This window comes from Ensifer sp. 22460, from assembly GCF_052044935.1.
In the GTDB taxonomy this organism is placed as follows: domain Bacteria; phylum Pseudomonadota; class Alphaproteobacteria; order Rhizobiales; family Rhizobiaceae; genus Ensifer.
Window position 1 is genome coordinate 113,996 of record NZ_JBQENZ010000019.1, and the last position, 26,413, is coordinate 140,408.

The 26,413-nt window shown below is 61.0% G+C and carries 17 protein-coding genes and 1 pseudogene; 17 read left to right on the top strand and 1 reads right to left on the bottom strand.

The genetic code is table 11. The annotated features are described in order from the left end of the window. The first annotated feature begins 678 nt into the window (after positions 1-678). From ACTJKM_RS22770 to ACTJKM_RS22790, 5 genes and pseudogenes are all read left to right on the top strand, one after another. Positions 679-1,524, top strand: coding sequence for a glycosyltransferase family 2 protein (locus tag ACTJKM_RS22770; protein WP_245296116.1), 846 nt, complete (start codon positions 679-681; stop codon positions 1,522-1,524). Positions 1,525-1,532: 8 nt separating this feature from the next. Then, a complete protein-coding gene (locus ACTJKM_RS22775) occupies positions 1,533-3,704 on the top strand; it encodes a glycosyltransferase family 2 protein (protein WP_440660979.1) in 2,172 nt (723 codons plus the stop codon). Beyond that, a complete protein-coding gene (locus ACTJKM_RS22780; RefSeq protein ID WP_082663534.1) occupies positions 3,664-4,536 on the top strand; it encodes a polysaccharide deacetylase family protein in 873 nt (290 codons plus the stop codon). Before ACTJKM_RS22775 ends, ACTJKM_RS22780 begins: the two co-directional genes overlap by 41 nt. 248 nt (positions 4,537-4,784) lie before the next feature. Next, positions 4,785-5,519: pseudogene (locus ACTJKM_RS22785) on the top strand (tetratricopeptide repeat protein); the annotation flags it as partial. Between the two features lie 1,134 nt (positions 5,520-6,653). Beyond that, on the top strand, positions 6,654-11,708 hold the full coding sequence (locus ACTJKM_RS22790) for a tetratricopeptide repeat protein (RefSeq protein ID WP_440660995.1): 5,055 nt from the start codon (positions 6,654-6,656) through the stop codon (positions 11,706-11,708). Between the two features lie 89 nt (positions 11,709-11,797). Here the strand turns inward: ACTJKM_RS22790 and ACTJKM_RS22795 are convergent, their stop codons facing one another. Then, positions 11,798-12,835, bottom strand: coding sequence for a LacI family DNA-binding transcriptional regulator (locus tag ACTJKM_RS22795; RefSeq protein WP_113513908.1), 1,038 nt, complete (start codon positions 12,833-12,835; stop codon positions 11,798-11,800). Positions 12,836-13,108: 273 nt separating this feature from the next. Between ACTJKM_RS22795 and ACTJKM_RS22800 the strand changes: the two genes are divergently transcribed. The 12 genes from ACTJKM_RS22800 (at position 13,109) to ACTJKM_RS22855 (ending at position 26,406) form a co-directional block, all read left to right on the top strand. Continuing rightward, positions 13,109-14,443 (top strand): ABC transporter substrate-binding protein, encoded by a 1,335-nt coding sequence (locus ACTJKM_RS22800; protein ID WP_440660981.1) that lies wholly within the window; start codon positions 13,109-13,111, stop codon positions 14,441-14,443. Positions 14,444-14,652: 209 nt separating this feature from the next. Further along, a complete protein-coding gene (locus ACTJKM_RS22805) occupies positions 14,653-15,600 on the top strand; it encodes a carbohydrate ABC transporter permease (protein ID WP_057249298.1) in 948 nt (315 codons plus the stop codon). Continuing rightward, complete coding sequence (locus tag ACTJKM_RS22810; protein WP_058327521.1) at positions 15,597-16,535, top strand: carbohydrate ABC transporter permease; 939 nt, start codon at positions 15,597-15,599, stop codon at positions 16,533-16,535. Before ACTJKM_RS22805 ends, ACTJKM_RS22810 begins: the two co-directional genes overlap by 4 nt. Next, entirely contained in the window at positions 16,532-16,720 is a 189-nt protein-coding gene (locus ACTJKM_RS22815) for a hypothetical protein (protein WP_057249296.1), read from the top strand. The genes ACTJKM_RS22810 and ACTJKM_RS22815 overlap by 4 nt, the downstream gene beginning before the upstream one ends. Before the next feature lie 4 nt (positions 16,721-16,724). Then, the gene (locus tag ACTJKM_RS22820; RefSeq protein ID WP_440660982.1) at positions 16,725-17,822 is read left to right on the top strand and encodes an ABC transporter ATP-binding protein; all 1,098 of its coding nucleotides are present in this window, start codon (positions 16,725-16,727) and stop codon (positions 17,820-17,822) included. Next, positions 17,815-18,810 carry an ABC transporter ATP-binding protein gene (locus tag ACTJKM_RS22825; protein WP_058327519.1) on the top strand — a complete coding sequence of 332 codons (996 nt, stop codon included), beginning with the start codon at positions 17,815-17,817 and terminating at the stop codon, positions 18,808-18,810. The genes ACTJKM_RS22820 and ACTJKM_RS22825 overlap by 8 nt, the downstream gene beginning before the upstream one ends. A 10-nt stretch (positions 18,811-18,820) precedes the next feature. Beyond that, positions 18,821-20,440 (top strand): dihydroxyacetone kinase subunit DhaK, encoded by a 1,620-nt coding sequence (locus tag ACTJKM_RS22830; protein ID WP_058327518.1) that lies wholly within the window; start codon positions 18,821-18,823, stop codon positions 20,438-20,440. A gap of 379 nt (positions 20,441-20,819) precedes the next feature. Further along, entirely contained in the window at positions 20,820-21,869 is a 1,050-nt protein-coding gene (locus tag ACTJKM_RS22835) for a LacI family DNA-binding transcriptional regulator (protein WP_058327517.1), read from the top strand. 3 nt (positions 21,870-21,872) lie between these two features. Next, positions 21,873-22,838 (top strand): ABC transporter permease, encoded by a 966-nt coding sequence (locus ACTJKM_RS22840; RefSeq protein ID WP_082663532.1) that lies wholly within the window; start codon positions 21,873-21,875, stop codon positions 22,836-22,838. Then, the gene (locus ACTJKM_RS22845) at positions 22,838-23,740 is read left to right on the top strand and encodes a carbohydrate ABC transporter permease (protein WP_057249398.1); all 903 of its coding nucleotides are present in this window, start codon (positions 22,838-22,840) and stop codon (positions 23,738-23,740) included. The genes ACTJKM_RS22840 and ACTJKM_RS22845 overlap by 1 nt, the downstream gene beginning before the upstream one ends. A 49-nt stretch (positions 23,741-23,789) precedes the next feature. Beyond that, positions 23,790-25,211: an extracellular solute-binding protein gene (locus ACTJKM_RS22850; protein ID WP_440660984.1), complete on the top strand. Its 1,422-nt coding sequence runs from the start codon at positions 23,790-23,792 to the stop codon at positions 25,209-25,211. After that, positions 25,201-26,406, top strand: a complete 1,206-nt coding sequence (locus ACTJKM_RS22855; RefSeq protein WP_058327516.1) for an ADP-ribosylglycohydrolase family protein — start codon at positions 25,201-25,203, stop codon at positions 26,404-26,406. Before ACTJKM_RS22850 ends, ACTJKM_RS22855 begins: the two co-directional genes overlap by 11 nt. Positions 26,407-26,413: the final 7 nt, after the last annotated feature.

The window sequence follows — 26,413 nt, forward strand, 5'->3', positions numbered from 1 at the left end:
TGCATCATGCCACGCGCTGCAAGATACGCGATTCCCGCTTGATAAGCCATCGGTCTTGCAACCTTAGTGGGTTGCAACCCTCCGTTATCCCTCATAATTAGGCAAATTCAATCGGTTAGATTCGACTGAGCTCAGCTTTGCGAGGCGCTATGTTGTGCTTCTACGGCACACAAACCAGCATATCCGAAGGCGAGCTGTTCTTTAACTGACGCGACGACGAGGCGCTCTGGTCACGACAACGTGTGTGGATAGCAGTCAGCCATATGCGCTCACAGTGTGGCTCCGCTCGTCATGGATCTCCGACGAATTCTTTCATTTAAGGGGTTGCTGATATTAAGGTTTATGTATTGAAATTCGGAAAATATCTTATATTCCAGAGAAAAATAAAGGGTATAAATATAACGACACCGGAGAAATTGCGTCCGTGAGAGAATTTGTTTCCTAAATTTTTTTGTGAGCGGAACTATTCCATCCGTTATACTGTGACATATTTCTGCAATAAAACGGTACCGTCGAGCCTATCTTGGAATAAACCAAGGAAAATAACGGTTTCTGCTATAAAATGCTCTTTTTCAAGAAATTCACGCGGTAGTTTACAAAGTTAGAATATTGTAATAAAACTGAATATGTACAAGTAATACACACTTTTCTCTTCCGCGGCCATCTGCATGACCGGGGATGAACGCTTATTGTTTTCAATTTTCTTTTTTTGGTTGGAGGATTTTGAATAAGATGGGTGAGCATTTTCACAATTCGTTAAGAGCAGCCCTCCGCCCGTCCACCATGGACAGGGCCATCGTTGTCCCAAGGGTCAGTGTCATCGTCCCTACGGTAAATGAGGCAAAAAACCTACCGCATGTCCTGCCACGCATACCCGCCTGGATAGACGAGGTCATCCTTGTCGACGGAAGCTCTACCGACGGAACCGTCGCCGTTGCGCGCGAACTTATGCCCGATATCGTCGTAATAGAGCAGCCGCGCCTTGGAAAAGGGGTGGCGCTTGCTGCTGGTTTCGCCGCGGCCCGCGGAGACATCCTCATCACCCTTGACGCGGATGGTTCCGCTGACCCGGAAGAGATGACTGGTTTTGTGGGTGCATTGCTTGCAGGCGCCGATTTTGTAAAGGGTTCGCGGTTTCTCCAAGGCGGCGATACGCGTGACATGGAGTGGTACCGACGTCTTGGAAACTGGGGTCTGCTGCAATTGGTGCGTCTGCGCTTCGGCGGCCGCTATAGCGATCTTTGCTACGGTTACAACGCCTTCTGGCGTGACGTTTTACCCCATTTGCGGGTCGAGTCCGCGACCGGTTTCGAGATCGAAACGCAAATGAATATCCGCGCACTCCAAGCAGGCCTCGCCATAGCGGAGCTTCCGAGCCGGGAATATGCGCGGATTCACGGCGTCAGCAATCTACGCACGATCCCCGATGGCTGGCGCGTCCTGAAGACAATTGCTCGGCTGGGCCTCAGTCAACGCAGTCGCGCCGGTGCCATGGTCAGAAACCGTACGCAGCGGGCAGGTTGAGGCCTGCCATGTCTTCGATTGCGGTTGTGATCTGCGCTTACTGCGATGAGCGCCGCCTACAACTGGGCGACGCTATTAACTCGGTATTGAAACAAGCGCGCAAACCTGATCGGCTCGTCGTCGTCATCGACCACAACGACGACCTGCTGCGGGAGATGCGGACCTCTTACCCCGGTGTCGAGGTGATCGCCAATGACGGGGCGCGAGGCCTCTCGGGTGCGCGAAACACCGGCGTGCGTGCCGCCGCGCCCTGCGATATCGTTGCGTTTCTTGACGACGACGCTGTCGCCGAAGCCGACTGGCTGCAACGGCTCACGCTGCACTTTGTGGATCCAAACATTATCGGCGTCGGTGGCAAGGTGCTGCCACTTTGGCCAGATCAGCGACCGCGCTGGTTTCCAGAAGAATTCCAGTGGGTGGTCGGCTGCAGTTACAAGGGCCTGCCGAACAGGCTGAGCCCGGTTCGCAATCCGATTGGCTGCAACATGTCGTTCCGACGGACGGTCTTCGATGCCGTGGGCGGCTTTCGCGAAGGTCTCGGTCGCAGTGGCCAGGATGCCGCCGGGTGCGAGGAAACAGAGCTTTGCATTCGCGCCCGCCGGCACTTCCCGGCAGCAGTCATTCTCTACGATCCGCTAGCCGTGGTTCATCACCACGTTACCAGAGAACGGACGCGGTGGGCCTACTTCCGCAGACGATGCCAGGCTGAGGGACGCTCGAAAAGTGCTGTGGTCGAAACCGCAGGGGCGGGCGACAAGCTTGGTGCCGAGCGTGCCTATGTTACCCGCACCTTGCCGGCTGGCGTCTTTCGCGGCTTAATGGATATGGTGACGCGACTTGACCCTTCGGGGCCGATGCGTGCGTTCACAATCGTCGCGGGGCTTATTTTTACCACGACAGCCTATCTTGCCGCAAAATTCTCCAGACACTCAAGTCCTTTCCGCCCAATCAAGATCGTAGACATAGACCATACCAAGCCACTTCCGGCGATCGACCTTACCAGGCCGAGCGGCGATGTGCCCTATGGCGGCGTTTTCTGTTTGATCCGCTCTGGCGCGCAGCCGCTCGCACTCGTCGAGTTGCAGCATTCTGGCCCCGTGATTGCGCCTGCAGACTTGCTCGCGGAGATCGGCTCCGTGCGCTCCTTGCCTTCAGTCAACTCCAACCGCGCGCCTGCGCGTGAAAGAGTGGCGGTGGTGATTGCAACGCGTGATCGCGCAGAGAGCCTGGATCGCTGCCTCGCCTCGCTGTTTGATCAGACCCGCGCCCCCGATGAGGTGCACGTTGTCGACAACGCTCCGGCCTCGGCGGCGACATTGGATCTGATTTCGACACATTACCGCGGACGGGTGCACTATGTGCTCGAGCCAACCCCGGGGCTCGGACGGGCACACAATACTGGCCTGCGCTACGTGTCCAGCGACATCGTTCTCTTTACCGATGATGACGTCGTGCTCGACAGACATTGGGTCGAAGCGATGGCAGCGCCGATGGAGGAGGATAAGGCTGTCGGTTGCGTGACCGGTTTGATCCTGCCAGCCGAACTCGAAACTCGGGCGCAGGTCTGGACGGAGCGGCATGGCGGCTTCGGGAAGGGGCTGCAACGTCGAGTTTACGATTTGGAGGCGAACCGTCCCAAAAGCATGCTCTTTCCCTTCACCGCTGGTCAATTCGGTTCAGGTGCCAACATGGCGTTCCGGGCAAGTGCGTTGCGCCGGGTTGGCGGCTTCGATGCAGCACTGGGTGCTGGAACGCTGGCGCGTGGCGGCGATGACCTTGCTGCCTTCTTCGCCATCGTTAGCGGCGGCTTTAGACTGGTCTACCAGCCTCAGGGCATTATCTGGCACTACCACCGCCGCGGCGAAGACGGCATGCGTCGGCAAGCCTTTTGTTATGGCATGGGGCTTGGTGCCTACCTGACGAAGATCGTTGTCGACGAACCACGTCGGGCTATTCGGCTCGCTGCGGCATTTCCAGCAGGTATCTTACACATGGCCGGGCCGACATCGCAGAAAACCGCGCGGCTACCGAGCGATTACCCGATACGACTCGTCTGGATGGAGCGCCTTGGCATCCTTGCAGGTGTGCCAGGCTATTTGCGCAGCCTAGCAAAACGTCGGCGCGACGATCGACCGCGTAATGGCATTGGCGAAAGACGACCGGCAGAAAGAGAGGTTTGACATGCAAGCTATCCCGATCCTGGTCTATCACAGCGTCGGCCGCACTTGCGGCCCGGCCTATCGACGCTGGCTGGTGACCGAGCGGGAGTTGGACGCACATCTCCAGGCCCTGACGCAGCGCGGCTACCGCTCAATGACGGTTCGCGACCTTGCGCTATTGCGTTGCGGCGGACAACCGATCCCTCCGCGCACCTGCGTCATTACCTTCGACGATGGACTTCGCGACTTTGCCGAAGCCGCAATGCCAGTTCTGGTCGACCGGAAGTTTGCCGCCACACTCTATGTCGCCACCGGTTTCGTGGGGGCGACCGCTCGATGGCTTGCGGATCTCGATGAAGGCAATCGCCCAATGCTCAACTGGACCGCGCTGCGTGACCTGCACGACGCTGGGATCGAGATCGGCGCGCACTCTGTAACTCATCCCGAACTTGACACACTGTCCTTTGCAAAGGCTACCAGCGAGCTTCGCGACAGCAAGAGGGCCCTGGAAGACGGGTTGGGCGCGGCAGTCACCACATTCGCATACCCTCACGGCTACGCGTCCCGCGCAACGCGCAGGATTGCAAAAGATGCTGGATACCTCGCCGCCTGCCGTGTTCGTCACGCGCTCAGCGACGAGACGGAAAATCTCTTCGCTCTTTCTCGCATTGTTGTCACCAGTGAAGTGACGCCAGACGCGCTCTTGGATATGATCGAGACGCCGCAGCTTCCCGTCGCACCACCAGCCGATCGGCTGATTGCCACCGGTTGGCGCGCAGCAAGACGCCTGCGCGCCTTGCACCGCTCGGTGTTTCCAAGGCGCCAAGTGGCCGGAGCAGAAAGTGGGGCGTGATGAGTTCCTCGGGCTGGATCGGACTTGTCGCTGTCGCTGTCGGTGTCCTGTGGGCCGGGTCGGCGTCTGCCGCCGCGCCGGAAACCTCAGCGATCGACCCTCTATCCCAACACGATCGGCCTGAAGGAGGGCAACAGCTTGTCTTCCAACCCAACCTAGGCCGGGCACTGGCGCAACTGGCTGACCTCTACATTGCACGCAAGGTCGATGCCGCGACCGTGGATCGTCTGCTCGGCGAGTATGAAGGCATGCTGCGCAATGCCGGGCCGGATGCGATTGTCGCGGTATCGCAGCCGAGAGGCTCGGGTGAGGTTGTTAACGAAGCGCCCGATGGCGCCCGCGTGCTTACTCTTTACGAACGTGCGGCGGCCTACGGCTATCGGGGCGCGCTGTTTGGTCTCGGTGATCTCTACAGTCGTGGCGAACTCGTCCCTCGCAATCCCGAAAAGGCATTTGCCGCTTATGCCGAGGCGGCAAATCAGGGGATCCCCGCGGCGCAGTTGCGGATGGCGGAATTGATGATCCGGGGTGAGGGCACGAAACGCGATGTGACGGCAGGCGAGGCGAGCCTGCGCGTGCTCGGTCAATCCGAAAATCCCAGCGTGCTGGAGCTAGTAGCTGAGCTTTGCCTTTCCGGACGCATACCGGAACAGACCGATATCGCGGTTTCGGCGCTGCGCAAGGCGGCAGATATGGGTTCCGCAAGGGCGCACTTCAGGCTCGGCGAACTCTACTACGCCGGAACAGTCCTGGTTTCGGACTATTCCGCCGCGCTTGTTCATTACCGTCTGGCTGCGGGACACGGAAATGTGGATGCAAAAGTTCGGATTGCCGAAATGCAGGCGCGCGGTCAAGGCATGGCCCGCGACGTGACGAAGGCGGTGCGCGAATTGCAGGCTCTGGCCGATCTCGGCTCGCCGATTGCCGACCTCTCCCTTGGAAGTCTCTATCTGAAAGGCGATGTCGTGCTGGCTGACCCGGTTCGTGCGGCAAAATACTTCCGTCAGGCCGCCGCCCGTGGCAGCGGGACGGCGCTGATGCAGCTTGGAGACCTCTATGCGGATGAGGGGGCGGTGACTGGCGACTATGGTCCAGCCGTTCAAAGCTATCAACAGGCCGCAGCGAACGGCAATCCAGGCGCGAGAGTACGGCTTGCGGAAATGAAGGCGCGAGGGCGCGGAATGCCGAGGGATCTTGCCGCGGCGACGACGGAACTTATGACGCTTGCAAGTGCAGGGGAGGCCGGTGCCTCTTTGGCGCTTGGCGATCTCTATGGCGAAGGGCGCGCGTTAGCCATCGAGCCCGCCAAGGCTCTGATCTACTATCGACAGGCCGCCGCTCAGGGCAGTGTCACGGCGTTGCTCCGGCTCGGGGAATTCCATTCGCAAGGCGAGTTATCCCGACCCGAGTACGGACGTGCGTTGGAATACTATCGTGCCGCAATCGCTAGGGGCAGCGTCAGTGCAAAGGTCCGGTTGGCAGAAATGACGGCCATGGGCCGAGGCGTGCAGCAGGATGTCGTCGCCGCCAAAGCCGAACTGGAAAACCTTGCAGCCCGCGGCGAGGGGGAGGCATCCCTTCTTTTGGGTGATTTCTACGCCCGTGGGGATGTCATGCCAGCCGATCCTGCCCAAGCCTGGCTCCACTATCGACGTGCTGTCGATCAGGGAAGCGTCGCTGCGCTGACACGGCTTGGCGATCTCTACGCTGGCAACGGTAGGGCTAAGCCAGACTATACCCTCGCGCAGGACTACTATCGGCGCGCCGTCAGCAGAGGAAGCGTGAGCGCCCAGGTGCGGCTCGCAGAAATGGAGGCTCACGGGCAGGGGGTCGTTCGCAACGTATCGACGGCGACGCGAATTTTGACGTCGCTTGCCGAACGGAGTGAACCGGCTGCCGCCCTTAGCTTGGGTGATCTCTATTACTCCGGAGAAGTCACCCGAGCGGATCCGGCACGCGCAACCGGATATTACCAGCACGCTGCCGCGCTTGGAAGCATAACGGCCTTGCTTCGACTGGGCGATCTCTACCTTACCCAGGGCGCACTAACGGGCGACTATAGGGCCGCAAGAGTAAGCTATGAGCAGGCAGCGGCGAGGGGAAACGTCGGTGCGAAGGTGCGGCTCGCGGAAATGAAGGCGAGAGGACGCGGCACAACGCAGGACGTTGCAGCCGCGAAGGCAGAGTTGGATTCTCTCGCGTCGGCCGGGGACGCGGGCGCTTCGCTATCGCTCGGCAATCTGTATAGTGACGGACAGGCTCTGGCAGCCGAGCCAGCTCAGGCCCTCCTCTACTATCAGCAGGCAGTTGCACAGGGCAGTGTCACGGCGCTTCTTCGCCTTGGCGACCTTTATTCCGACGGTGAACGGACCGCCGCCGATTACGCGCGCGCCATCGAGTTCTATCGCAAGGCCGCAGATGCAGGAAACGTCAACGCAAAGATACGGATGGCGGAGATGAAGTCGCGGGGGCGCGGCATCAACCAGGACATCGCCGCCGCGAAAGCCGGACTCGAGCAGCTCGCAGCAGCGGGCGAGGCAGATGCCTCACTGGCTCTCGGCGACCTCTATGGTAGGGGCGAAGTTGTCGCGTTCGATCCTGAGAAAGCTCTCAGCCAGTATCGGCGGGCTGCCGATGGGGGCAGCGTGACCGCCTTGTTGCGGCTCGGCGACTTTTATTCACAAGGCCAACCGACGATGCTCGACTACGGGCTTGCGCAGGACTTTTACCGTCAAGCGGTCGGCCGGGGGAATGTGAGCGCCAAGATCCGGCTCGCCGAAATGCAAGCACGCGGGCAAGGTATTGCGCGGGACGTATCCGCCGCGACCCGGGAACTGACCGAGCTCGCGCAGCGGGGTGAGACGGCTGCCGCGCTGGCGTTGGGCGACCTCTATGGCAGGGGAGAAGCCGTACCGGTCAATCCGACGCAGGGTTTGCAATATTATCGCCAGGCGGCCACGCAAGGCAGCATGACTGCGTATTTGCGGCTTGGCGACCTCTATTCCGCCGGCACCACATCGGCGACGGATTACGCGGCAGCGCTAGACCACTACCGCCGCGCTGCTGAACGAGGGAATTTGGTGGCGAAGGTTCGGCTCGCCGAAATGAAGGCGCGCGGCCAGGGTATGGCGCCGGATGTCGCGTCGGCGACAAGCGAATTGACCGCCCTGGCAAAAGGAGGAGAAAAAGCCGCAGCGATTGCGCTTGGCGAACTCTACAGCAATGGACAGGTCGTGCCTGCCGACCCAACCCTTGCTGCCGGCTATTATCGCCGCGCCGGAGAGCTTGGTAGCGTTGAGGCAAGGGTGCGGCTTGCGGAGATGGAGGCAAGAGGGCTGGGCGTCCAGCAAGACGTGACGGCTGCCACCGCCGATCTGGCGGCGCTTGCCAAGGGAGGGGAGGCCAGCGCGTCCCTCGCCCTTGGTGATCTCTATGCCGAAGGAAAGGTCGTACCCCAAGATCCATCGGCCGCCGTCAACTACTATAGGCAGGCGATCTCGCAGGGAAGCGCCACCGCACATCTTCGCTTGGCCAATCTTTACTCTGCTGGCGGTCTTTTGGCGACGAACTACGCCGGAGCATTCGACCAATATCGCCAGGCGGCAGAGCGTGGCAGCAACGAGGCAAAGATCCGGATGGCTGAAATGACGGCGCGGGGCCAGGGGACTGCCCGCGACGTAGCAACGGCAACGCGTGAATTGATTGCGCTCGCCGACAGGGGAGAGACCGCCGCTGCGATCTCGCTTGGGGACCTTTATGGCGCGGGAGACGTGGTCCCAGCCGATCCGGTGAGAGCGCTGCATTACTACCGGCAGGCCGCCCAGAACGGCAGCATTACCGCGTTGCTGAGACTGGGGAGCTATTACTCCGAAAGCGGGTCGCCAGTGGCGGACTTTGCTCTGGCGCAAAACTATTATCGGCAGGCTACCAGTCGGGGGAACACGGAGGCCGCAGTCCGGCTCGCCGAAATGAAGGCTCGGGGACAGGGCATGGCGCGGGATGTGGCATCGGCCACACAAGAATTGGCTGCCCTGGCCGAAAAGGGAGAGACGGTAGCCGCGCTTTCTCTCGGTGAGCTCTATCGCCAGGGGGAGGTTGTGCAAGCCGACCCTGGGCGCACGGTCGAGTACTATAGCCAGGCGGCCGAACGCGGCAGCGTGACGGCGATGATACGTCTCGGCGAGTTTTACTCCAAGAGCCAGACGGCCATGACTGACTACGCTCGCGCGCAAAACTTCTACCGTCAGGCGGCAAGCCAGGGTAGCGTTGAGGCGAAGGTCCGGCTTGCGGAAATGAAAGCCCGGGGCCTTGGCGTTCCGCAGGACCTCGCGCCGGCCCAGGCCGAGCTTAAAAGCCTTGCTGCATCTGGCAGACAGGAGGCTTCACTGGCATTGGGTGATCTTTATAGTGACGGAAAAGTAGTCCCGGCTGATCCCGCGCAAGCAGTGCAATATTTCCGGCAAGCCGCGTCGCAAGGCAGCACCACGGCGAATGTTCGATTGGGCGACCTCTATTACGCGGGCAAGGGGGTGAGGACGGACTTTGCGGCCGCCTTCGATCACTATCGCCGCGCGGCAGAGCGGGGCAATTTGGAGGCCAAGGTTCGGCTTGCGGAAATGCGGGCGCAGGGCAAGGGCATCCCCCAGGACCTCTCCGCTGCCAAGACCGAGCTGGAAAACCTTGCCGCGCGCGGCGGGGCCGAGGCGTCGCTTGCCGTCGGCGATCTTTATAGCAAGGGCGAGGCGGTGCCGGCCGATCGCGCCCGCGCGGCGGACTATTATCGACAGGCCGCCGCGCAAGGCAATGTCGCCGCATTGCTGCGGCTTGGGGATTTCTATTCGCAAAGCGAGGCGGCCACGACCGACTTTCCGCTGGCCCAAAGCTACTACCGCCGGGCGGCAGAACAGGGCAACGTCGAGGCGAAGATACGGCTTGCAGAGATGCAGGCCCGAGGCCAAGGTGGAGAGCAGAACATGGAGGCCGCCAGTGCCGAATTGGCGGCGCTTGCCGACAGAGGCGAAGCCAGCGCTGCACTCGCCCTTGGCGATCTCTATGGACGTGCAGGCGTGATGCCCAATGATCCGATCCGGGCCGCCCACTACTACGAACAAGCCGCAAAACAAGGGAGTTTGACGGCGCTCCTGCGGCTCGGCGACGTTTATCGAGGTCGCGAACCAGGCAAGGCCTTCGCCGCCTTTAGCGCAGCGGCCAAGCAGGGTAGTCTAGACGGCAGCCTGCGTGTTGCGGAGCTGACGATCCGTGGCGAAGGAACGTTACGCGATGTCCCGCAAGGCGTTGCGACGATGCGATCGCTCGCCGAAAGTGACAATCCGAACGTACTGGAAGCGCTTGCCGACCTCTGCTTGTCCGGTCGCGTGCCCATGCAGCCGGAACTCGGCATCACAACCTTGGAGCGCGCTGCGCGCCTCGGCTCGGTGCCGGCGCATGTACGGCTCGGCGATCTCTACGCCGCCGGGGATGCCGTGACGGTCAACTATGCTCTCGCACTAGAGCACTATCGCCAGGCGGCCGATCAAGGCAGCCTGGAGGCGAAGGTGCGGCTCGCTGAAATGAAGGCACTCGGCCGGGGCATGGCTCCCGACGCGGGAAGCGCCACCGGCGAACTGGCGATGCTTGCCGCCCAAGGTGAAGCGGGCGCGGCCTACTCTTTGGGTGACCTTTACGCCAAGGGCCAAACGGTGCCAGTTGATCCGCTGCGGGCTCGGCAATATTACCAGCAAGCCGCAGATCAAGGCAGCGTGAGGGCCATGTTGAGGCTTGGTGACGGCTATCGGTCGGACGATCCAGCTAAGGCGTTTGCGGCCTATAGCACCGCAGCAGATCAAGGCAACCTGGAAGGCCACCTACGTGTCGCCGAACTGACAATCAGGGGTGAGGGGACAGAACCAAATGTGAATGCCGGCATGGCGGAGCTTCGTGCACTCGGAGCAAGCGAGAGCCCGGATCTCCTGGTCACACTCGCCGAACTCTACCTCTCCGGACGTATCCCATTGCAGCCAGCGCCTGCCGTCGCGGCGCTTGAGAAGGCGGCGCATTTGGGATCCGTCCGGGCGCATCTACGGCTGGGCGACCTTTATTCCGAGGGAGATGATGTAAAGGCGGACTACAGCGCTGCGCTTGAGCACTATCGCCAGGCAGCCGAGCAGGGCGATGTGGACGCCAAAATACGCCTTGCCGAGATGGAAGCACGCGGCCAGGGCATAAAGAAGGACGTCGCTTCGGCGGTCAATGTGCTTTCATCGCTGGCGGCCGAGGGCTCAGCTTCCGCCCTGCTCTCCCTCGGTGACATTTACGGCGGGGGGCAAGTTACTGCGCAAGATCCGAAGCTGGCTGTGAAACATTATAAGGCCGCAGCGGAGCAGGGTAGCGTTTCAGCGATGCTCAGACTCGGTGATGCCTACAACAACGGACGTCTTGTCCCGCGCAATACGAAGGAGGCCGAAAGGTACTACCAGATGGCCTTCGAAACGGGGAACCCGGGTGCCAATGTGGCGCTCGGCCGCTTCAAGGCGTTGACAAAGACACGCAAGAATGCAGCTGCGGGAATGGCCTTGCTCCAACGCTCCGCAGACGAGAAAGTGGTCGGAGCATCATCGGTTGTCGCCGAGGCCCTATTTTACGGTCAAGGCGTCACGCGCAGCAGCAAGAAGGCTCTCGCCGTCCTGCAGAAAGCTGCCAAGGAGGGTGATCGGATTGCCGCAATCGATTTGATCGAAGCCTATCGTGATGGCAAGCGCGATGGCCGCACACAACTCGTGAAAAGGGACAACGCGAAAGCGAAGTCGGTCTTGCTCGCGTCGGCCGACCTGCTCTCGGGCCCCGAAAAAAGCATTCAAACCTTTCTGTTGGATGCCTCGACGGCAAAAGCCAGCGCGTTTGCGGCGCTCAGCAACAGGTTTAAGTCCCTGACACAACCGGAACGCCAAAGGGTCGTGCGTGATTTGGCAAGGACCAACCCTCGACTGTTTGCCTACCTGATAGAAGCACAATTGCGCCAAAACGGTGTGCGCGTCGGGCCGGTTGACGGACGGCTTAACGTGGCCGCCCAAAGGGCAATGGCCCGGCAATGCCGCACGCTTCTTCCGGCGCGCCAATGCAATCAAGGTCTCTCGACGCCGCGGGTCGTTGAGACGCTTGCCCAGATGTTCTGAAGCAATCTCGCGATCGGGGGACGCCCGTCTTCCCGTGCGACCCTGATCGCCACTGCCTGTATAGACCGGCGGTGGCTGCCAACGGCTCTCTAGGGGCCCTGAAACTGAAGATTTTCCTTGAGCAGGATCTCGATGCGAATCCTCTCCTGCGAAGCCAGCAGCTCGCGATGATCTGCGCGGGCGCGCATGATGCGCAGTGCGCTTCTGACCGCATGGCCGGGGTCCTGGGCGATCAGGGCATCAATGCGTTCGTCCATCAACGCCCGCTCGCTGAACGGCGTGCGCTCGTGAGCAACGACGGTGAGCTGACGCGAGCCCTGCGCATTCCAGACCGCCGTTAACGGCGCTCGCGCCTCGGAACTCAGCACATAGACGGCAAGCGTATCGGGGTTATGTTGCAACGTCCTGTTGATGATCAATTCGGCGCGTTTCTCGTCGGCATAGGTTTCGAGCGAAGGCAGACACTGGAGATGCGGAAACTGCGCATTGATGATGCTGTCGAAGCCGAGACGGCGCTGGATGCTGTCGAGTGCCATCATGGTTTCCGCCACGACCATGATCTTGCCGGGCTGGTTGCCGATGAAGCGGCCTGCGATCTTGCCGGCCGTGGCGCCGGCCGCGAAGTTGTCGATGCCGACATAGTCGGCCCTTTCCAGCCGTTCCTGGCCTGACAGGAACTGCACGACCCTCACGTCTCGTTCCACGAGCCGCACGAGCGCATCGCGCACCTGTGGCGATTCCGGTGCCATCACCGCGACGCCATCGACAGTTTCGTGATCGATGAGGCTCAGATACTTGGCGACGTGGTGCGGGTCTGCCATCGGGATCTGCACGGCCTCGACCTCGGTGGAATCGGCGCGCAGCGCGTCGCGTGCCTCGGTGACGCGCCCAATCAGTTCGCTCAGATACTGGTCGCCGGAGACGGGAAGGACGAAGCGAAACCGGTAGGTCTTGTTGCGCGCAAGTGCTACCGCCGCCGGGTTCCTGACGAAGCCGATGCGCTCGATGGCGTCGTTGACCTTGCGGAAAGCCTTCATGCTGACATTCGGCCGGTCGTTCAGCACGCGGTCGACGGTGGCCAGGCTCACGCCGGCTGCCTCTGCCAGATCTTTCGCGGTAGGGCGCATGCAATCGCTTCTCTTTGCTCTCGATCCTTCAGGGCGATTCCTCCAACAAAAGCAATCGAAAAGCAAGAATTGATGTGCGCACCTCAAAATTTGCTTGCATTGAGGTGCGCACCTCAATAAAAATAATGCTGTGGCCGGCAGAGGAGTGCGTGAGGCCACGGAGCGATGCGAGGGAGGCCTGCCCACGAAGAAACGTCGCTTTGCGCCCGCTATTCGCCACAGGCGTTTTCAGCTTCCGATGGAGGTCGGGAGGAAGGGGAGGAGGCCCCAGCTATGGAACTTCGTCATTTCAAATCATTGGCCGCATTGGGTGCCCTGCTGGCGGCAAGTGTCGCAAACACCGGCAACGCAAGCGCAGCCGAGCTGACGCTCTGCTGGGCGGCATGGGATCCGGCAAATGCCCTGGTCGAACTCAGCAAAGATTTCGAGGCCAAGAGCGGCATCAAGATGAAATATGAGTTCGTGCCATGGCCGAACTTCGCCGACCGCATGCTGAACGAGCTGAACTCCGGCGGCAAGCTGTGCGACCTGATGATCGGCGACAGCCAGTGGATCGGCGGTGCGGCTGAAAACGGCCAGTACGTCAAGCTCAACGATTTCTTCGACAAGGAAGGGATCAAGATGAGCGACTTCATCCCCGCAACCGTCGTCGGCTATGCCGAGTGGCCGAAGAACTCACCAAACTACTGGGCGCTGCCGGCATTCGGCGACGTCGTCGGCTGGAGCTACCGCAAGGACTGGTTCGCCCGCCCCGAACTGCAGGCGGAATTCAAGAGCAAGTACGGCCGCGACCTTGCCGTGCCGAAGACCTTTGCCGAACTCAAGGACATCGCCGAATTCTTCCAGAAACGCGAGATCGACGGAAAGACGGTCTATGGTGCTGCGATCTACACCGAGCGCGGATCAGAAGGCATCACCATGGGTGCGATGGACGTGCTCTACAGCTTCGGCTTCGAGTATCAAAACCCCGACAAGCCCTACGAGCTCGAGGGATACGTGAATTCCGCCAAGGCGGTGAAGGGGCTGGAGTTCTATAAGGCGCTCTACGACTGCTGCACGCCGCCTGGGCATTCCGACGCCTACATGTCCGAGGACATCGACGCCTACAAGTCAGGCCAGGTTGCCCTTCACATGAACTTCGCCTTTACCTGGCCCGGCATCAATGCCGATGCCAATGTGGGCGGCGACAAGTCGGGCTATTTCCCGAACCCGGCCGGTCCCGATGGCGTTGCCTTCGCGCAGCTCGGCGGCCAGGGCATCTCCGTAGTCTCAGCGTCCGAGAAGCAGGACGATGCCCTCGCCTACATCAAGTGGTTCGCCCAGCCGGAAATCCAACAGAAGTGGTGGCAGATGGGCGGCTATTCGGCGCTGCGCAAAGTCGTCGAAGATCCTGGCTTTGCAACCAGTCAGCCCTATGCCCAGACCTTCCTCGACTCCATGGCGATCGTGAAGGACTTCTGGGCTGAGCCCTCCTATGCCTCGCTGCTTCAGGCGACGCAGAAGCGCTTCCACGACTATGTGGTCGCCGGCCAGGGGTCTGCGCAGGATGCACTCGACGGTCTTACCAAGGACTGGACGCAGATCTTCGACGACGAAGGCAAGTACTGACCGCCATCAGGCCATGGCTGTGCACCTCCCAGCGCGCCATGGCGCGACACGGAGCCGGGGAATTTCCCCGGTTCTGTCGCCGCCTTCTGCATGGTTCCTTCGATCGTGGTCGATTGAAGGACGAAAACATGCAGCAATTCAAAGTGCTGCAGCGGCCTTTGCGCCTCGATTGAGACGCGCGGCGCGGCAGTCAAATGAGGGAACTACCCATGCTGAAATCAACAGTGGACCGGGTCGCCGGAGCGACACCGCATGCCCTTGCCAAACGGGTCCGAGGTCTCTCGGATCGGTCGCTGGCCTGGCTGTTCGTTGCCCCGTCCATCGTCCTGCTTCTCGCGGTCAATATCTTTCCGCTGATCTGGACGGTCCGACTGAGCTTTACGAATTTTCGCGTCAACAGGCCGAATGCCGAGGTCCAGTTCATCGGGCTCAAGAACTACCTGAGCATCCTGTCCGACAAGGACATCTGGCTGACCATGCAGGCGACGGCCCATTTCCTGATCTGGACCATCGTCCTTCAGGTGCTCATCGGCTTTTCCCTTGCCTACCTGATCAACAAGAAGTTCCGCGGCAACGATCTGTGGACCACGATCATCGTTCTGCCGATGATGCTGAGCCCGGCGGTGGTCGGCAATTTCTGGACCTTCCTCTACCAGCCACAGATCGGTCTCTTCAACTACGCAGTCGGTTTCCTGACAGGGGCTGATCCCTCAAGTTTCTCGATGATCGGCGATGTGTCGCTTGCCCCTTGGGCAATCATCATCGTCGACACCTGGATGTGGACGCCCTTCGTGATGCTGATCTGCCTTGCGGGCCTTCGCTCCATTCCGAGTAGCATCTATGAGGCCGCCGAATGCGACCGCGCCAGCAAATGGCGGCAATTCTGGACGATCACCATTCCGCTCGTACTGCCGTTCCTGATGCTCGCCGTGCTCTTTCGCGGCATCGAGAACTTCAAGATGTTCGATCTCGTCGTGCAGCTGACGGGCGGTGGACCGGGATCGATCACCGAACTCACCTCGATCAACCTGAAGCGTGAAGCTTTCGAGAAGTGGCGCACCGGCTACGCATCCGCCTACGCCGTCATCCTCTTCGTCACCGTCTTCGGCCTGGCGTCGATCTACGTCAAAGCCCTGAACAAGGTCAAACAACGATGAGCTATTCCGTTACCGAGCCGTCGCAACGGCAAAAGTGGTTCGCCGGGATCCTGGTCGTTGGCTACGCGCTGATCACGATCCTACCGCTTGTCTGGATCATCGCGACGAGCTTCAAGTCGCCGGCCGACGCGATCGCCTATCCGCCCAAGACCTTCTTTACGCCGACGGTGGAAGGCTATGTCAACGTCTTCACGACGCGAACCCGGCTCACCGAGGAGCAGTTGAAGGCGGTCGGCGAGCCGCAGACCTGGTATGACCGGCTGGTTCGCAAGGATGGCCTCGTCATCTCCGGTCCGTCGCGCTTTGCCGAGCGCTTCACCAATTCGGTGATCATCGGCTTCGGCTCGACCGTGCTCTGCATCGTGCTCGGCACGGCCGCCGCCTATGCCTTCTCGCGCTTCAAAGTTCCGCTGAAGGATGATCTGCTGTTCTTCATTCTATCGACGCGCATGATGCCGCCGATCGCCGTCGCCATCCCGATCTTCCTGATGTTCCGGTCATTGGGCTTGAACGACACCCATGCGGGCATGATCCTGCTCTACACGGCGGTCAACCTGTCGCTGTCGGTCTGGCTGCTGAAGGGCTTCATCGACGAGATACCTGTCGAGTACGAGGAGGCGGCGCTCATCGATGGCTACACCCGGTTCCAGGCTTTCTACAAGGTGGTGTTGCCGCAGGCGGCGACGGGCATCGCCTCAACCGCGATCTTCTGCCTGATCTTTGCCTGGAACGAATACGCCTTCGCGGTGCTTTTGACATCGGGCAACGCCCAGACGGCGCCTCCCTTCATTCCAACCATCATCGGCGTCAGCGGTCAGGACTGGCCGGCTGTTGCCGCCGGGGCGACCCTGTTCCTCGTGCCGGTCATGGTCTTCACCATTCTTCTGCGCAAACACCTGCTGCGCGGCATCACTTTCGGAGCCGTCCGCAAATGACACGATTTTTCAATGGATTGCTGCACTTGCGCCGCGGTGCCTGGGAAATGCTGGCATCGGCCCTGATCGCAGCGGGCGTCTTCATGCTCATGCAGCCCTTCGCTCTCGCGCTCTATTCCTGGTCCTTCGTCATAACCTTGCTGGGTACGGTGATGTTCATCATCGTCAGCCATTTTCCGGAGTAAGCCGATGGCGCAGATCAGAATTCAGAATGTGCGCAAGGAGTTCGGCGCCTTCACCGCGGTGCGCTCCTCGAGCTTCACCATTGAGGATGGCGAGTTTTTCATGCTGCTCGGGCCCTCCGGCTGCGGCAAGACGACGACCTTGCGCATGATGGCAGGCCTGGAACTGCCGACGAGCGGCGAGATCTTCATTGATGGTGAAGAGGTCGGGATGAAGCCGGCCAGCAAGCGCGACATCGCCTTCGTCTTCCAGATGTTTGCGCTCTATCCGCATATGAATGTGCGCAAGAACATCTCCTATCCGCTGGTCAGCCAGGGCTTGCGCGGCGAGGAAGTCAGGTCACGCGTCGCCGAAGTCGCCCGCATTCTCAAGATCGAGAACATTCTCGACAAGCCCGTCGGCGGCCTTTCGGGCGGCGACCGCCAGCGCGTCGCGCTCGGGCGCGCCATCGTGCGTCGCCCCAAGGCCTTCTTCATGGACGAACCCCTCGGCGCACTCGATGCCGAGTTCCGTGAGCACATGGCCGAGGAACTGCGGGCACTGCACGACCGCATGGGTGCGACCACCGTCTATGTGACCCATGACCAACTCGAAGCGATGCAAATGGGCGACAAGATCGTCGTCATGAACCATGGGGTCGTCGAACAGTTCGGTAAGCCGCAGCAGATCTACGACTGGCCCGCGACGAAATTCGTAGCCCAGTTCATTGGTTCTCCGCCGATGAACTTCCTGGAATTCGAGGGGATGATCGGCGTGGGCGGCGGCGCTATCGATCTCGGCGGCATAGAGGTCAAGGTGCCGACCTCGCGGGAAGGACGCGCCGGAAGGCTGACGCTTGGCGTCCGGCCGGAACATGTGAAATTTGTCAGTGACGGCGCCTATCGGGGCCGCGTGAGCGCTGTCGAATATCTCGGGACCACCCAGATCGTGACGCTCGCAACGAGCCACGGCCACCTGAAGGCACGCATTTCATCGGGCCACCGGGTTCAGGAAGGCGAGCAGATCGGCCTCGAATTCGATGCGAGAACGCTTTCGGTTTTCGATGCGGAATCCGGCAAGGTGCTGTTATCCGACGGCAATCAAGGAGTGCTGAGACATGGCTGAAGTCGTCTTGGAAAACGTGACGAAGACGTTTGCTGGTACGGTTGCTCTCGATAATGTCTCACTGACGGTTCCGGACGGTTCTTTCGTCGTGCTGCTCGGGCCGACCGGTGCTGGAAAGACGACGACACTGAGAATGGTCTCCGGCTTGGACACCCCCGATCGCGGCGAGGTCTATATCGACGGAGAACCAGTGAAAGGGCTGGCGCCTGCCGAACGCAACGTAGCCATGGTCTTTCAACAATACTCGCTCTACCCACACCTCACGGTTCGTCAGAATCTGGAGTTCCCGCTGAAATCTCCGCTGCTGAAGACGCCAAGGGAAGAGATCGACCGGAAGGTGAGGGAGGTTGCCGAGGTTCTCCAGATCACGCACAAGCTCGACAACAAGGCAACGGCATTGTCAGGTGGAGAGATGCAGCGCGTTTCCATCGGTCGTGCTCTTGTCCGAGACCCGCAGATATTCCTCATGGACGAGCCGTTGAGTTCGCTCGACGCCAAGCTCAGGGCCGATCTTCGCATCGAGCTCAAGCGCATCCAGGCAAGGTCGGGCGCAACGCTGCTCTACGTCACTCACGACCAGATCGAGGCGATGACGATGGCGACCCATGTCGGGGTGCTGAATGAGGGCAAGCTCGTTCAGTTCGGCTCGCCGCGCGAGGTGTATGAGCAGCCCGTCAGCGTCTATGCGGCGACGCGGCTGGGACAGCCACGGATCAATGTGCTTCCGGCCGACATTTTTGCCGGCGCCCCCTTAGGCGCGGCAAGCATCGGGCTAAGACCGGAGCACATCCAGCAGGGTGCGGGGGAGGATGCTCTGGTCAAGCGCGTCGAGCACTTGGGCGACCAGACGCGTCTGCATCTGACCTTCAGGAAACACGATCTCATCACCGTCACGGACGCCCACACGCCGCTCCGTGGCGGTGAAACAATCAAGATTCAACCTTTAAAGCCGCTCTACTTCGATGCGGCAGGCATGCGTTTGGCTTAAGGAGCTCGATATGGCGCAATTCATCAATAAGCGGGAAGATGTCGTGACAGAAGCGATCGACGGTGTTCTGGCCCTGTCCGGCGGCGCGCTGACCCGCCTTGACGGCTATCCGCACATCCGGGTCGTGTTGCGCAGCGACTGGGACAAATCGAAGGTCGCGGTCGTCTCAGGCGGCGGCTCGGGCCATGAGCCCGCTCATGTCGGCTTCGTCGGACGGGGAATGCTGACGGCTGCGGTCTGTGGCGATGTCTTTGCTTCGCCGAGCGTCGACGCGGTTCTTGCCGGTATTCTCGCCGTGACCGGTCCGGCCGGATGCCTGCTCGTCGTCAAGAACTATACCGGCGATCGGCTGAATTTCGGTCTTGCGGCAGAGCGCGCCCGCGCCTTCGGGCTGAAGGTCAGCATGGTGATCGTCGGCGACGACATCGCTCTACCCGACCTGCCGCAGGCGCGCGGCGTTGCCGGCACTCTGTTCGTGCACAAGATCGCCGGCGCGCTCGCCGAACGCGGGGCGGACCTCGAGACGGTAACGGCGGCGGCCAAACGGGTGATCGCGGGCACGCGCAGCATCGGCATGTCGCTGGACACCTGCCGGGTACCGGGTTCGCCAAAGGAAGCGCGGATACCTTTGGGCAAGGCGGAGCTCGGCCTCGGCATCCATGGTGAGGCCGGTGTCGAACAGATCGATTTTGCGGGCGCCCGCTCGGCGGTGGCGACCATGGCTGAGCGTCTAGCAGCCGTCATGGGGGAAGGCGCCCATGTCGCGCTGATCAACAATCTGGGCGGCACCTCGGTTCTCGAAATGTCGGTGCTCGCCCACGACCTCATCAATTTGCCTCTCGGCAAAAGGATCACTCACACGATTGGTCCAGCGCCGCTGATGACATCGCTCGACATGCAAGGCTTCTCGGTCTCGGTTTTTGCCGCAGACCAGGCGGAACTTGAGCTCTTGAAGGCACCAGTGGCGATCGCCGCCTGGCCGGGTGTCTCGGAGGTCCGACCGATCGCCGTCAGCGCGTTGCCGGATGGCTTGACTCCGATCACGCCGATGGCATCCGACCATGGGGCAACGCGTGCATTCCTGATCGACTGCTGCAAGGTGTTGATCGCCGCCGAGCAGGATCTCAATGCGCTTGACGCGAAGTCCGGCGATGGCGATACGGGCTCGACGCTGGCGGGAGCCGCTCGCGCCCTGATCAACGCGATCGATCGGCTGCCATTATCCGATCACACCCAGCTTTTGCGTGCGATCGGCCAGGAGCTAAGCCAGACTATGGGCGGTTCCTCCGGCGTCCTGCTTGCCATTTTCTTCGCAGCCGCCGGCGACGGAGCATCAAGCGGTCTACCGATGCGCGAGGCGCTTCGAACCGGGCTTGCGCGCATGCAGGAGATCGGCGGCGCCAAGATCGGCGACCGAACGATGATCGATGCTCTGTCTCCCGCGCTCGATGCGCTCGGCGACAGCGTGGTCGCGGCAGCGGCTGCGGCACGAACGGGGGCGAACTTCACCTCCACCTTGACGCGTGCCAAGGCCGGTCGCGCGGCCTATATCAACGCAAAGCAGCTTGAGGGCCATGTCGACCCCGGTGCCGAGGCCGTCGCCCGGCTGTTCGAGCACCTGGCCGCCTAGGCTGTCGTGCCGCTCATGAGACGCCGCCGAGCCTAGCGTTCGGCGGCGTAGGGGATTTGCCTCCCGTCTATGTCTGATCGAAAGCACGCCACATCTCGCCGATGGTTCGTAAGACGCCGCCAGGACATCAAGGGCATCGAGCATTCCCAATCAGAGACTGCAAAGGCACAGCCGCGACTTCCGCTTTGACAGTGCGCGAAGGGACGAAGGGCAATTTCGAGCCAGGATCGACATTCCCGCACGGTCGTTGGCGGCCTAGCAGCAAAGATCGGGATATTTTCTCCTGCATATTGCTAAAGTATCTTTCGTCATGGTAACGTTCCCACAGAGATCAGGTGATGCCTTGAGAGGCATTGCTTGAGCTTTGGGAGGAAGCTTCATGAACAACACGACGGGTCGAAGGGCGACCATTATCGACGTTGCCAAACGCGCAGGCGTTTCGAAGAGCACCGTCGCGCGTGTTCTCGGCGGCTCCGCCAACATTTCCGAGGAAGCGCGCGACCGCGTATTGAAGGCGGTTGCTGCCACCGGTTACGAGCCCAATCAGCTTGCCGTCGGAATGCGTTCGGGTCGCAGCGGCCTGCTCGGCATCGTCATTCCTGATATCACCAACCCGTTCTGGGCCGAAGTTGCCCGCGGAGCGCAGGATCGGGCGGCGAAGGATGACATATCGCTTCTGATCTTCTCGTCGGATTGGGATGCGCACAAGGAGGCGACCCACCTGCGCGCCCTGCGCAGGGCGCGTGTTGACGGGGCGATCATCAATCCCGTTGCGGATAATTTCGACGACCTCGACCGTTTTGGCATGCCTTTCGTCTTCATCGGCTCCAGCGCCGAGCGCTTCCCCGATACGTTGAGCGTCGGATCCGACATCGCTCAGGCGGTGCGGCTCGGCATGGATATTCTTGTCGAGCGCGGACACCCGGCGCCGGCCTTGATGCTCGGGCCGAGGTCTCGTCTCGCGCGCGCCCGCTTCCTGCGCTCGGTCCACGAGCACTGCATCGCCCGCGATGTCGATCCCGAAGTCCTGATGGTCGAAGAGTCCGACTATACGGTCGAGGGCGGTCGCAGCGCGATGGCCCGCCTGCTTGCGAAGCAGTGGAGAGGAAACCGCGCCGTGTTCGTCGCCAACGACCTGATGGCGCTTGGGGCCATGATAGCCGTTCGCGAGGCGGGGCTGAGATGCCCTGAGGACATCTCGATCCTGGGCTTCGATGGCATTCCGGCAGGGGCCTTTTCCTGGCCGGGCCTGACGACCATCGAAAAGCCCGGCCGGCAGATCGGCATTCGTGCGGTCGAATGCCTGATCGATCAGATTGCTGGTGGGCGCCAGCGCGAGCGGATTTATCTGCCGTGCCGATTGGTGGAGCGCGGCTCGCTTGCCGACGTTTCAGCCTCGGCACCCGTGCGTGTTGCGGCAGGGAGGTAAGCAATGGCGGTAAGCAACGAACTTGCAATGAACGCGACTATGCCACGAAATGGGAACGTTCCCAAAGCTCGCCGCCGGAGCTTCGCCAAAAGCGTTCGGCAATGGTGGCCCTATTACCTGATGATGGCTCCTGGCCTGATCTTCTTCGTGATCTTTCACTATTTTCCGATCTGGGAAGCCAAGATCGCTTTCGAGCAGCTGCGTATCATCCCGCCGAACATCTGGGTCGGTATCAAGCATTTCCAGACGCTGTTCTCGTCTCCGATCTTCTGGCAGGTGCTGGCGAACACGCTGATCCTGTCAACGATGAAGATTGTCTTCTTCTTCCCGGTCCCGATCATCACCGCGCTCTTGCTCAACGAGATCCGGGGAGGCGCCTTCCGTAAATTCATCCAGTCGGCAATCTACCTGCCGCACTTCCTCTCCTGGGTGGTCATCGCCGGCGTGTTCATCGCAGTGCTCTCGCCGAGCGACGGCGCGGTCAATGACATCATTGGTTTCTTCGGCATGCAGCCGGTCTCCTTCATGACCGACACCGGCTCGATCCGCTGGGTGCTGGTCTTCTCGGAGATTTGGCGGTCGGCCGGCTGGGATAGCTTGCTCTATCTCGCTGCCATCATCGCCATCGACCAGGAGCTCTACGACGCGGCCGAGATCGATGGGGCGAACCGCTGGCAAAAGATCCGCTACGTTACCATTCCCGGCATCGTGCCGACGATCGCGACGCTCTTCATCCTGAACGCCGGCATGTTCCTGAACGCCGACCTCAACCAGGTGATCAACTTCTCCAACGACGTCGTGCGCAGCAAGATCGATATCATCGACACCTATGTCTACCGCATCGGCCTGCAGACCGGCGAATACTCGCTGGCGACAGCGGCCGGCCTCTTCAAGGCCGTGCTCGGCATGCTGATGATCGTCGCAGCGCACCTTCTTTCCAAACGTCTTACCGGCAAGGGGGTATGGTGATGGCCGCCCACAACGTCCGCAGAACACCGCTTGAGCGGCTCGAATATGCGATCATCGTTTCGACGCTCTTGTTCCTTGTCGTCCTGACGGTCCAGCCGCTCCTCAACCTGCTCGCCATTTCGTTCTCCGACCCGGGCAAGGTCGCAGGGATGAGTGGCTTGACGGTCATCCCCAATGGGTTTTCGACCGAGGTCTGGGATCTGCTGATCAACAATTCCGCCGTTCAGCGGGGCCTCCTCAACTCGATCTTCATCACGCTCGTCAGCACGGTTCTTGGTGTCGTGCTGACGGCGCTGATGGCCTGGGCGCTTTCGCGTCCCGGTCTGCCCGGCCGGCGCATCATCTTCGTCTTCGTGCTGGTCACGATCGTCTTCGAGCCCGGCATCATCCCGGACTACTTCATCAACAAACGCCTCGGCCTGCTCGACAGTTATTGGTCGCTGATCCTCTTCAAGGTGGTCAACGCCTGGTACCTGATCATCCTGGTGCGCTTCTTCGAGGAGGTGCCGAAGGAACTGATCGAGGCCTCCGAGCTCGACGGCGCCAATCCGTTCCAGATCTTCTGGTACGTGGCGCTGCCGCTCGCCAAATCGGCGCTCGCAACCATCGCGCTCTTTTATTTCGTCTTCCACTGGAACGAGTTCTTCCGGGCGATGATCTACCTCAACGACCAGTCGAAGTGGCCGCTGCAGGTCGTCCTGCGCCAGTTCGTGGTCGAGGGCGACAAGCTCGCCATGGTCGGGGTGGTCGAAAGCAACACTTACACGGGTGCGAGCCAAATCAACATCCGTGCGCTGAAGGCCGGCATGATCCTGCTCACCATCGCGCCGATCCTCGCGATCTACCCGCTCATCCTGAAGTTCTTCACCAAGGGCACCATGAGCGGTGCGCTGAAGGGCTGACGATGTCGAACCGAACATAAATGGCCAAAGCATATTGGGAGGAACAAACATGCTTGGAAGACTGATCCTTGGCGCAACGACCGCCGTGGCACTGATGGCGAGCGTCGCGATGCCCGCCTTCGCCGACCCAGTAACGATCCGCGTCGTCTCGAAGGACCTCACGACGAGCAATCCTGACGACGTCAAGCTCATGAAGGCCTACGAGGAGGCGCTAAAGGCGAAGGGCACCGACATCCATATTCAGGTCATCGACCTGCCGTCCTCGGGTTACGCCGACAAGCTGAGCGCCATGCTTCTGTCAGGTGATATCCCGGATCTCATCTATTTCCAGGGCGGCGACGCCAAGATGGCCGAACAGGGCGTGCTCGAAGACTGGAACAACTGGCTGCCGAAGACGACCCATCTCAAGGACGCGCTTTTTCCGCACAATGTCGAGCGGCTGAAGAACTATCCCTATCTGCTCTATGTCTATCCGCCGCGCATACCGCAGCCGGTCATTCGCACGGATTGGCTCGAGAAGTCGGGCGTCGCGGCGCCGAAGACGACAGACGATTACGTCACCCTCTTTAAGGCGATCAAGGACGGCGATCTCGACGGCAACGGCAAGGCCGACAGCTATGGCGTCACCACTGCCGACAACACCCAGGAGCTCGATGCGATCTTCAACCAGGCCTTCGGCGTCACCGGCACTTGGCTGAAGAACGATGCGGGCGAATGGATCCATGCCCGCGTCTCGGCAGCGGAAAAGGCGAAGATCGCCTTCTATGCCTCGCTTCGCGAGCAGGGCCTCTATGACCCGGAGTTCATCACCACCAAGTGGGACGTGAAGGAAGACAAGTTCTATTCCGGCCGGGCCGGCGTGATCTTCGGCTCTTCCGCAGAGGTCATCGACATCTATGGCGGCAAGATGCGCCAGGCGCATCCTGACGTGACGCTGAGCCTGCTTTCGCCGCCGAAGGGGCCGGCCGGCCAGGGCTTGATGGCACTTGACGTTTCCAAGGAATCCCGCGGCCTCGCCATCGCGACGACTTCGCAGCACAAGGAAGAGGTGGTCAAGCTGCTCGATTTCATCGCCAGCCCCGAGGGCCAGGCGATCGAACGCCTTGGGTTTGAAGGCGAGCAGTACACCAAGGACGGCGAGACCATCAAACCGACCGACAAGATCGCCACCTGGTATGCCCGCTTCCTCGTCGCCGCCAACTGGCAGCCACCGGTGCAATGGCTGAGCGAGGCCGCGCAGCAATCGCTGAAGACGATTTCAGCCGACTTCAAGCCGGACAATGCCTTCGTCTGGCCTGCCGAATACGCCACCGACATCGATGCGACCGAAAACGTCTACCGGGCCTGGGTGTACAAATTCGTCTCTGGTGAAGCCAAGATGGACCAATGGGACCAGTTCGTTTCCGAATGGAACGCTGCCGGCGGCGAGAAAATGACCGAATATGCAAGGACGGTTCTCAATGACAAATGATGCTGCAGGGCTCTCCCTCAAGGGAAGGGTCCGGGCGCTTCTTTTTGGCGTCGCTTACGGCGACGCCATCGGGGCGCCGGTCGAAAAACTCTCTGCCGCCGAAATTCGCGAGCGCTATGGCCGGGTGACGTCGCTCGACACCGAGTGGCACCGGATGAAGCAGAGCGAAGCGGCCCGCAACGGCCGTGTCCGCGGTGGCGGCATCGTTACCGACGACACGCTGATGACGCTCTGCGTCATGTCGATCTACGACGACGTCAAGCGTCACCTCGATGCCTGGGATATGGCCTCCGGCATGGTGCGGGAGATCGCCTGGACGCCGCGCTGGGTGCCGGAGCTGCAGCGCGAGACGATGCTGATCGAGCGTCTGTTCTATCCGGAAAAATGGATCTTCCAGCGCCATCAGCTTTCCGGCTGCGATCCGCGACAGGGCGGGATCGGCAACATGGTGAACTGCGGCGCGGCCATGTACATCGCGCCGATCGGCGTGGCGAACGCCTGCGATCCAAAGGCAGCCTATGACGAGGCGATCGCCTTTGCCTCCGGCCACCAGCAGAGTTTCGGCCTCGAGGCTGCCGGCGTGCTTTCGGCAGCCGTTGCCGCCGCTTTCGTGCCGGGCACCACGCTTGACGCCGTCATCGAAGAAGCCCTTGCCGTTGCCAAAGACGGTACGCGCAATGCGATTGCCGATATCGTGGAAGCTGCGCGCGCACTGAGGGGCGCGGACCATCAGACGGTCGTCGGCGAGTTCCACCGTATCATCGCCCGCTATTCGCCGATGGGCGACAACGTCCAGCATACGCCGCAGAAGGCCGGCATTGCCACCGACGCCTACCAGCCGTCACGCCTCCACGCAATCGAGGAATTGCCGCTGGCGCTCGGCTTTGCCGTCGTCAATGACGGGGATTTCTACAAGACGATCATCGACGGCATCAATTCCGGCCGCGACACAGATTCGATCGGCGTCATGGCCGGTGCGATCCTCGGCGCGATGCACGGCGAAACGATCATCGACCCGGCGATGGCCTCCCAACTCGACCGCGTCAACAGGCTCGATCTCTTCCGCTCCGCCGACCTTTTTACCGATGCGGTGACCGTGATCCAGGCGGCCGATCACAAACGCGAAACGGCGCGGGCGCAGGCACGCGCAGGGCTCATTGCCGCCCGCGAGCTCACCCAGGTTTCCAGTCTCTAGTCTTTGA

Coding starts and splice junctions, on each gene's coding strand:
- ACTJKM_RS22770 (WP_245296116.1), top strand. CDS start 679: ATGAACGCTTATTGTTTTCAATTTTCTTTTTTTGGTTGGAGGATTTTG.
- ACTJKM_RS22775 (WP_440660979.1), top strand. CDS start 1,533: ATGTCTTCGATTGCGGTTGTGATCTGCGCTTACTGCGATGAGCGCCGC.
- ACTJKM_RS22780 (WP_082663534.1), top strand. CDS start 3,664: ATGGCATTGGCGAAAGACGACCGGCAGAAAGAGAGGTTTGACATGCAA.
- ACTJKM_RS22795 (WP_113513908.1), bottom strand. CDS start 12,835: ATGCGCCCTACCGCGAAAGATCTGGCAGAGGCAGCCGGCGTGAGCCTG.
- ACTJKM_RS22800 (WP_440660981.1), top strand. CDS start 13,109: ATGGAACTTCGTCATTTCAAATCATTGGCCGCATTGGGTGCCCTGCTG.
- ACTJKM_RS22805 (WP_057249298.1), top strand. CDS start 14,653: ATGCTGAAATCAACAGTGGACCGGGTCGCCGGAGCGACACCGCATGCC.
- ACTJKM_RS22810 (WP_058327521.1), top strand. CDS start 15,597: ATGAGCTATTCCGTTACCGAGCCGTCGCAACGGCAAAAGTGGTTCGCC.
- ACTJKM_RS22815 (WP_057249296.1), top strand. CDS start 16,532: ATGACACGATTTTTCAATGGATTGCTGCACTTGCGCCGCGGTGCCTGG.
- ACTJKM_RS22820 (WP_440660982.1), top strand. CDS start 16,725: ATGGCGCAGATCAGAATTCAGAATGTGCGCAAGGAGTTCGGCGCCTTC.
- ACTJKM_RS22825 (WP_058327519.1), top strand. CDS start 17,815: ATGGCTGAAGTCGTCTTGGAAAACGTGACGAAGACGTTTGCTGGTACG.
- ACTJKM_RS22830 (WP_058327518.1), top strand. CDS start 18,821: ATGGCGCAATTCATCAATAAGCGGGAAGATGTCGTGACAGAAGCGATC.
- ACTJKM_RS22835 (WP_058327517.1), top strand. CDS start 20,820: ATGAACAACACGACGGGTCGAAGGGCGACCATTATCGACGTTGCCAAA.
- ACTJKM_RS22840 (WP_082663532.1), top strand. CDS start 21,873: ATGGCGGTAAGCAACGAACTTGCAATGAACGCGACTATGCCACGAAAT.
- ACTJKM_RS22845 (WP_057249398.1), top strand. CDS start 22,838: ATGGCCGCCCACAACGTCCGCAGAACACCGCTTGAGCGGCTCGAATAT.
- ACTJKM_RS22850 (WP_440660984.1), top strand. CDS start 23,790: ATGCTTGGAAGACTGATCCTTGGCGCAACGACCGCCGTGGCACTGATG.
- ACTJKM_RS22855 (WP_058327516.1), top strand. CDS start 25,201: ATGACAAATGATGCTGCAGGGCTCTCCCTCAAGGGAAGGGTCCGGGCG.